This window comes from Propylenella binzhouense, assembly GCF_009866965.1.
Classification (GTDB): Bacteria; Pseudomonadota; Alphaproteobacteria; order Rhizobiales; family Afifellaceae; genus Propylenella; species Propylenella binzhouense.
Window position 1 is genome coordinate 1 of sequence record NZ_SPKJ01000155.1, and the last position, 6,395, is coordinate 6,395.

At 73.1% G+C, this 6,395-nt stretch carries 10 protein-coding genes; 7 read left to right on the forward strand and 3 right to left on the reverse strand.

The window, feature by feature from the left end:
* Positions 1 to 438, forward strand: a 438-nt coding sequence (locus E4O86_RS21885) for a phage terminase large subunit family protein (protein ID WP_161142675.1), incomplete at its 5' end; no start/stop codon positions are given.
* A 25-nt stretch (positions 439 to 463) separates the two neighbouring features.
* Here the strand turns inward: E4O86_RS21885 and E4O86_RS21890 are convergent.
* A complete protein-coding gene (locus E4O86_RS21890; protein WP_161142676.1) occupies positions 464 to 712 on the reverse strand; it encodes a hypothetical protein in 249 nt (82 codons plus the stop codon).
* A gap of 173 nt (positions 713 to 885) precedes the next feature.
* Between E4O86_RS21890 and E4O86_RS21895 the strand changes: the two genes are divergently transcribed.
* Together E4O86_RS21895 and E4O86_RS21900 are read left to right on the forward strand one after the other, a co-directional pair.
* The gene (locus E4O86_RS21895; protein ID WP_161142677.1) at positions 886 to 1,608 is read left to right on the forward strand and encodes a response regulator; all 723 of its coding nucleotides are present in this window, start codon (positions 886 to 888) and stop codon (positions 1,606 to 1,608) included.
* Entirely contained in the window at positions 1,605 to 2,879 is a 1,275-nt protein-coding gene (locus E4O86_RS21900; protein ID WP_161142678.1) for an ATP-binding protein, read from the forward strand. Before E4O86_RS21895 ends, E4O86_RS21900 begins: the two co-directional genes overlap by 4 nt.
* On the opposite strand, the gene E4O86_RS21905 is transcribed toward E4O86_RS21900, so the two are convergent.
* On the reverse strand, positions 2,852 to 3,085 hold the full coding sequence (locus E4O86_RS21905) for a hypothetical protein (protein WP_161142679.1): 234 nt from the start codon (positions 3,083 to 3,085) through the stop codon (positions 2,852 to 2,854). The genes E4O86_RS21900 and E4O86_RS21905 overlap by 28 nt on opposite strands.
* Before the next feature lie 80 nt (positions 3,086 to 3,165).
* Positions 3,166 to 3,369 carry a YgaP family membrane protein gene (locus E4O86_RS21910; RefSeq protein ID WP_161142680.1) on the reverse strand — a complete coding sequence of 68 codons (204 nt, stop codon included), beginning with the start codon at positions 3,367 to 3,369 and terminating at the stop codon, positions 3,166 to 3,168.
* A gap of 333 nt (positions 3,370 to 3,702) precedes the next feature.
* On the opposite strand from E4O86_RS21910, the gene E4O86_RS21915 reads away from it, so the two are divergent.
* The 4 genes from E4O86_RS21915 (at position 3,703) to E4O86_RS21930 (ending at position 6,366) form a co-directional block, all read left to right on the forward strand.
* Positions 3,703 to 4,893 (forward strand): phage portal protein, encoded by a 1,191-nt coding sequence (locus E4O86_RS21915; RefSeq protein WP_161142681.1) that lies wholly within the window; start codon positions 3,703 to 3,705, stop codon positions 4,891 to 4,893.
* Positions 4,894 to 4,960: 67 nt separating this feature from the next.
* Entirely contained in the window at positions 4,961 to 5,149 is a 189-nt protein-coding gene (locus E4O86_RS21920) for a hypothetical protein (protein ID WP_161142682.1), read from the forward strand.
* A 525-nt stretch (positions 5,150 to 5,674) separates the two neighbouring features.
* Complete coding sequence (locus E4O86_RS21925) at positions 5,675 to 5,818, forward strand: hypothetical protein (protein WP_161142683.1); 144 nt, start codon at positions 5,675 to 5,677, stop codon at positions 5,816 to 5,818.
* On the forward strand, positions 5,815 to 6,366 hold the full coding sequence (locus E4O86_RS21930; protein ID WP_161142684.1) for an HK97 family phage prohead protease: 552 nt from the start codon (positions 5,815 to 5,817) through the stop codon (positions 6,364 to 6,366). Before E4O86_RS21925 ends, E4O86_RS21930 begins: the two co-directional genes overlap by 4 nt.
* Positions 6,367 to 6,395: the final 29 nt, after the last annotated feature.

Here is a 6,395-nt window from a genome sequence, read left to right on the forward strand (position 1 = left end):
ATCGTCGCGGCGGGGCGGGGCGCCGACGGGCTCGCCTACGTGCTCGCCGACCGCAGCGCCGCCCGGCTTTCGCCCGCCGGCTGGGCCCGGCGCGCGGTGGCGCTCCATCACGAGCTCGGCGCCGACCGGATCGTCGCCGAAGTGAACCAGGGCGGCGACATGGTGGCGGCGCTGATCCGCCAGGCGGACGAGGCGGCACCCGTCGAGCAGGTGCGCGCGACGCGCGGCAAGTGGCTCCGGGCCGAGCCGGTCGCCGCGCTCTACGAGGCCGGGCGCGTGCGCCATGTCGGCGCCTTCCCGGAGCTCGAGGACGAGATGTGCGACTTCGCGGCCGGCGGGCTCTCCTCAGGCCGCTCGCCGGACCGGCTCGACGCGCTCGTCTGGGCGCTGACCGCGCTGACGGGGCGGAGCGGAGAGGCGCGGGTGAGGGCGCTCTAGACTGGGGGATCGCGCCCTCACCCGGTCACTCCTCCTCGGTGGCGAGGAAGAGGAGCTGGAGCGCGAAGATGGCGGCGACCGCCCAGCGCGCGACACCGAAATCGAGGATCGCGAGGTCGGGCACGAAGGCCGCGACCGCGACGGCGAGGAGAAGGACCGGCACGGAGATGACGGCCGTGCCAAGCAATGCCGCGCCGACGAGCCCGCAGACCCTCTGCAGGCGACCCGTCCCGTTCACGCCGATCCCCTTTCGTCCGTTCGTCACGACCGCCATCAGACGCTCCGGACTTTGCCGCAATTCGTCCCTTCGTTTCCGAACGTTTCCGCCGGGGGCGAATTGGTTTCCGGCGGTTTCCCCGCCGGCGCTACGCGTTCCTTTCGCGCAGGCATTCGGGTAAGCGGACGACCGACGGGCCCGCCTGGGCGGGCGCCAGAGGGATACGATTGGTGCAGGCCAGGCCGACCATCCTGGTCGTCGACGACGACCGCGAGATCAGGACCCTCCTCGGGCGCTATCTCGAGGCGCAGGGCTTCCGCGTGACCGTGGCGGCGGACCGTCGCGAGTTCGAGGCGAAGCTGGCGGCGGCGGCGGTCGACCTCGTCGTGCTCGACGTGATGCTGCCCGACGGCTCCGGCCTCGACATCTGCCGCGGGCTCGCCGAGCGCAGGCCGCACGTGCCGGTGGTGCTGCTGACGGCCCTCAAGGAGGATGTCGACCGGATCATCGGGCTCGAGCTCGGCGCCGACGACTATCTCGGCAAGCCGTTCAACCCGCGCGAGCTGACGGCGCGGATCCGCGCCGTCCTGCGGCGGGCGGCGCCGGCCGAGCCGGAGCCTTCCCGGGCGCGGCGCTTCCGCTTCGCGGGCTTCACGCTGGAGCCCGACACGCGGCGGGTCCTCGACGCGGCGGGCAATCCCGTCGACCTCACGGGGGCGGAGTTCGAGCTGCTGCAGGCCTTCGTCGAACGGCCGGGGCGGCTGCTCTCGCGCGACCAGCTGCTCGACCTGACGCAGGGGCGCGAGCGCGACCCGTTCGACCGCTCCGTCGACGTGCTGATGAGCCGGATCCGGCGGAAGCTCGGCGAGCCGGCCGAGGGGCCGCTCTTCAAGACGGTCAGGAACGCCGGCTACCAGCTCGCGGTGCGCGTGGAGAGCGGGGAGGGGCCGTGACGTCGCTGCGCGCGCGCTTCGCGCTGCTCCTCGTCGGCTCGATCGTCGGCGTGGTGGCGCTCGCGAGCCTCGCCGCCTTCAGCGTCATGCGCCCGCCGCCGCACGACCGGACGAACGACCCGGTGGCGATGCAGATCCGCATGCTGGTCGCCGCGCTCGCGCAGCCCGGCAGGACCGTTCCCGCCGGGATCGACATCCGGGATGCGCCGCTGCCGGGCAGGCCGATCCCCGAGCTTTCGGCCGCGTTCGGCGCCTCGCTCGGCCGGGCCGCGCTCCCCTATCCGGTGGAGGTGGTCCATCGGTCGGACCGGCCGGGCATGGCGGCTTCGGTGCGGCTCGGCGACGGACGCTGGCTGGTGGTGCCGATCCCGGACTTCTCGCCGCCGCCCGGCGACTGGCGGATCTTCGCCGGCTGGATCGCGCTCATCGCGCTCGGCGCCGCTGCGGTCGCAATCTATTTCGCCGCGCTTCTGACGCGGCCGCTCGAAATCCTGCGGGCCGCGCTGTCGCGGGTCGGCCCGGACGGCGTGCTGGCGCCGGTGCCGGAGGAGGGCCCGGCCGAGGTGCGGGCGACGGCGGCGGCGCTCAACCGGCTGTCCTCCCGCCTGAAGGCGGCGATGGAGAGCCGCATGCGGCTCGTCGCCGCCGCCGGCCACGACCTGAGGACGCCGATGACGCGGTTGCGCCTGCGGGCGGAGTTCCTGCCGGAGGAGGAGCGGGCGAAATGGCTCGCCGATCTCGACGAGCTGGAGCGGATCGCCGACAGCGCCATCCGGCTCGTGCGGGAGGGCCGCAGCGAGGAGGCGACGGAGACGGTCGCGCTCGACGGGCTGGTCCGGAACCTCGTCGGGGAGATGGAGGCGCTCGGCCTCTCCGCGCAGGCGGGACGGATCGAAAGCGTGCCGGTCCGCGCCGGCGCGCTCGGCCTCCGCCGCGCGCTCCGCAACCTCCTGGTGAACGGCGCGACGCATGGCAAGGGCTGCATCGTGGAGGTCGCCGCCGAGGCCGGCGCCGGCGTGATCACCATCGCCGACCGCGGCCCGGGCATACCGGAAGCGCTGATCGACCGGGCCTTCGAGCCGTTCTTCCGGGTCGACCCGGGACGGCGGCAGGCGGTGCCCGGCGCCGGGCTGGGGCTCGCGATCGCCAAGGAGATCGTGGAGCGCCAGGGCGGCAGCGTGACGCTCGCGAACCGGCCGGGCGGCGGGCTCGTCCAGACGGTCAGGCTGCGCCGGGCCGGCGGTCAGGGTCCCTTCGGCGCCTTGACGTAGGCGGCCGCCGCCATCAGCCGCTTGGCCTCCTTGACGGCGGCCTCGCGGATCTCGTGCTCGTTCGCCTCGTCGTCGGGATCGAACGGGATGTGGCGGGCGACGAGCTGGTACTTCGCCTCGCCCCTCGTGCCGAGAATGGTGACCGTCGCGTGCTTGCGGACGAATTCCACAGACACGCTCTGAACCTCGAAATCGTCGTCCGTCATGGCGGCTCCTGCCGCGCCGGCAGGGCCGGGCGGTCGCTGCGGGAGCGTCGAGAACCCGCCGGGCGGCCGCAGGTTCCGCCTCAGGCGAAGCCGGGCCGGCTCGGCAGGCCCATGCGCTTCAGCAGCATGACGACCGGGCACATGCCCGTGAACGAGGCCTGGATGAGGTGCGCGGCGAGGATGCCGGCGAGCCACAGCCAGTTGAGGTTCACGTAGACGGCGAGAAGGATGCTCGCGAGCATCACGATCCCGACGACGAGCAGGATTCCGCGTTCAACGGTCATCGAAGCCTCCCTCCCCAGGGGCAGCGGGAGTGTGATCCCGGCGCGGGCCGCCTTCAAGCGCGACCAAAGCAGCAGGCGGCGCCCGCCCCAAGGCGCAGCAGGCGCCGCCCGGCCCGAGGCGCAGCAGGGCGCCCGGCCCGAGGCGCAGCAGGCGCCGCCGGCGCAAAAAAAAAGGACCGCACGGCTGACCGGCGGTCCGAAGTCTAGGGAGGAAACGCCCGTGTGGGCGCGAGCGGGAGATAGGACGTTCGCTGCGGTGCCGCAAGGCGCGCCGCGCAAGGGTGCCATGCGCTGATCGCGTGGGTTACTTTAAGTTTAATCAAAGGAGGGGTTATGCTGCGCTGGTTGAGGGAGCGTCGCGCGGCCGGCGCCGCGCGGTCCGCAAGCGTACCCGCAGAAGCGAAGGCCTCGCGCACCGGCGCGATCCTGGCGCTGCACGGCGCGGGCCGGCCGGTCTGGACGAGCCGCAGCTATGCGGCGCTCGCCCGGGCCGGCTACATGCGCAACCCGGTCGCCTATCGCTGCGTGCGGATGGTGGCGGAGGCGGCAGCCGCGCTGCCCTGGCTCGTCTACGAAAGCGGGCGCGAGGCGGGCGAGCACCCGCTGCTGGCGCTGCTCGACCGGCCGAACCCGCGGCTGGCGGGCGGCGCCCTGATGGAGGCGGCCTACGGCCACCTGCTCCTTTCCGGCAACGCCTATCTCGAGGCGGTGGCGATCGACGGCGCGGTCCGCGAGCTCCACGTGCTGCGCCCCGACCGGATGGCGGTGGTGCCCGACGCGGACGGCTGGCCGGCGGCCTACGAATACGCGGCGAACGGCCGCAGCGTGCGCTTCGAGCAGGAAGGCGGCGGGCCGGTTCCCCCGATCCTGCATCTCGCGCAGTTCCATCCGCTCGACGACCATTACGGCTTCGCGCCGATCGACGCGGCGCAGGCGAGCCTCGATTTGCACAACCAGGCGGGCGCCTGGAACAAGGCGCTTCTCGACAATGCGGCACGGCCCTCCGGCGCGCTGGTCTACCAGGCAAAGGACGGCGGCAATCTTTCGGAGACGCAGTTCGAACGGCTGAAGGCGGAGCTCGAGGCGAACTTCCAGGGCGCGGCGAATGCCGGGCGGCCGCTCCTCCTCGAAGGCGGCCTCGCCTGGCAGGCGATGAGCCACTCGCCCCGCGAGATGGACTATCTCGAGGCGAAGAACAATGCGGCGCGGGAGATCGCGCTCGCCTTCGGCGTGCCGCCGATGCTGCTCGGCATTCCCGGCGACAACACCTATGCCAATTACCGCGAGGCGAACCTCGCCTTCTGGCGCCAGACCGTGCTGCCGCTCGCCGGCCGCACGGCGCAGGCGCTCGGGCGCTGGCTCGCGCCGGCCTTCGGCGGGGACCTCCGGCTCTGGTACGACGTCGACGAGGTCGAGGCGCTCTCGGCGGAGCGCGAGGCGGTCTGGCGGCGGGTCAAGGGCGCCGACTTCCTGAGCGAGGACGAGAAGCGCGCCGCGGTCGGCTACGGGCCGCGGGAGGGATGACGGGCTGGCTGCGGCGACCGGGCGGATCGCGGCGGCCGGCCGGGATATTCACGGACGGGAGGGCACGATGCCCGATGTCACAAGCCAGTTCGCCGAACGCGGCGACCTCGCCCATCTCGCGCTCTTCCTCTGGGCTTCCAGCGCGACCGGGCTGCTCTTCTGGGCGCTCCGCGAGCTCGCCCTTTCCAACAAGCGCTTCAACGACTTCGTGAACGAGATCGCGCGGCTCAACCAGCTCTTCCGCGAGCATTCGTAGGGCCGAACGGGGGCCGAACCGTCTGCACTGCCGGCGCCGCCCGCTTGGCCTCGCGTGGATCGCCGGATCAAGTCCGGCGATGACGACAGTGCGAGGGGGAACGCCGGTGCGAGGGCGGGCGGACGGCACGTGAGGGCGGAGGGGCGCTCCGTCTTTGTCTCTGTCGTCTTGCCCGGGCTCGACCCGGGCATCCAGCGGCTTCCGGTGCCCCGGGGCCGCCGTCTGATCGCCGGATCAAGTCCGGCGATGACGACAGGACAAGGGGCGGGCCTCTCGTGGATCGCCGGATCAAGTCCGGCGATGACGACAGGACAAGGGGTGAGGCCTGCGCTCGGCAGAACAAGGGGCGGGGCCGGCGATGACGGCAGTGGAGCGACGTGCCGCCGCGCGCGTCGGAGCGTCGGAAAACCTCTCCCCCAGCCCCTCCCCACGAGGGGGAGGGGAACGGAGGCGGCGGGCCCGTCGAGCGCGGCGGAGGCCGCGCCGGCGCGAGTACCCCCCGCACATCTAAGATCGGAGGTTCGGATGTCCGCATTCTTCAAGGCGCGCGGGGGCTCCCGCGCCGATCATCGCGCCGTCTTCGCGGAATTCGCGATGCAGCTCCTCGGCGTCCTGCTCGAGCGGCGGATGCGGCGCCAGGCGGCGCCGCGCTTCCGGGTGGTGCGATGAGCGCGGCGCACCCCGCGGCGCTTGCCCGCGAGCGGAAGTTCGCTCCGGCGGACCTCTCGCCGGTGGAGGCGGACGGGTCCTTTTCCGGCTATGCGAGCCTCTTCGGCGCAGCCGACCTCGCCCGCGACGTGGTGGTGCCCGGCGCCTTCGCGGCGTCGCTCAAGGCGCGCGGCGCGGCCGGCATCCGCATGCTCTTCCAGCACGACCCGGCGCTGCCGATCGGCGTCTGGCGGACGATCCGCGAGGACCGGCGCGGGCTCTATGTCGAGGGACGGCTGACGATTGAGGCGGCGAAGGCGCGCGAGGTGCTGGCGCTGATGCGCGCCGGCGCGATCGACGGCCTTTCGATCGGCTTCCGCACGGTGCGCGGGCGCACGGACGCGCGAACGGGCCTGCGCCGGCTCCAGGAGATCGATCTCTGGGAGATCTCGATCGTGACCTTCCCGATGCTGCCCGACGCCCGCGTGACGGCGGTGAAGGCATCGGCGGCGGCAGGCGCCGGGCTCGCGGCGCGGCTGCGGAGCGCCGCGCGGGCGATGCGGCGCTAGCGCCCCACCGCGACGGAAACGGACGCCCG

Bases quoted from the DNA above. Each gene is read 5' to 3' on its own strand.
- E4O86_RS21890 (WP_161142676.1), bottom strand. From the start codon at position 712: ATGGCGGTCGTGACGAACGGACGAAAGGGGATCGGCGTGAACGGGACG.
- E4O86_RS21905 (WP_161142679.1), bottom strand. From the start codon at position 3,085: ATGACGGACGACGATTTCGAGGTTCAGAGCGTGTCTGTGGAATTCGTC.
- E4O86_RS21910 (WP_161142680.1), bottom strand. From the start codon at position 3,369: ATGACCGTTGAACGCGGAATCCTGCTCGTCGTCGGGATCGTGATGCTC.
- E4O86_RS21915 (WP_161142681.1), top strand. From the start codon at position 3,703: ATGCTGCGCTGGTTGAGGGAGCGTCGCGCGGCCGGCGCCGCGCGGTCC.
- E4O86_RS21920 (WP_161142682.1), top strand. From the start codon at position 4,961: ATGCCCGATGTCACAAGCCAGTTCGCCGAACGCGGCGACCTCGCCCAT.
- E4O86_RS21925 (WP_161142683.1), top strand. From the start codon at position 5,675: ATGTCCGCATTCTTCAAGGCGCGCGGGGGCTCCCGCGCCGATCATCGC.
- E4O86_RS21930 (WP_161142684.1), top strand. From the start codon at position 5,815: ATGAGCGCGGCGCACCCCGCGGCGCTTGCCCGCGAGCGGAAGTTCGCT.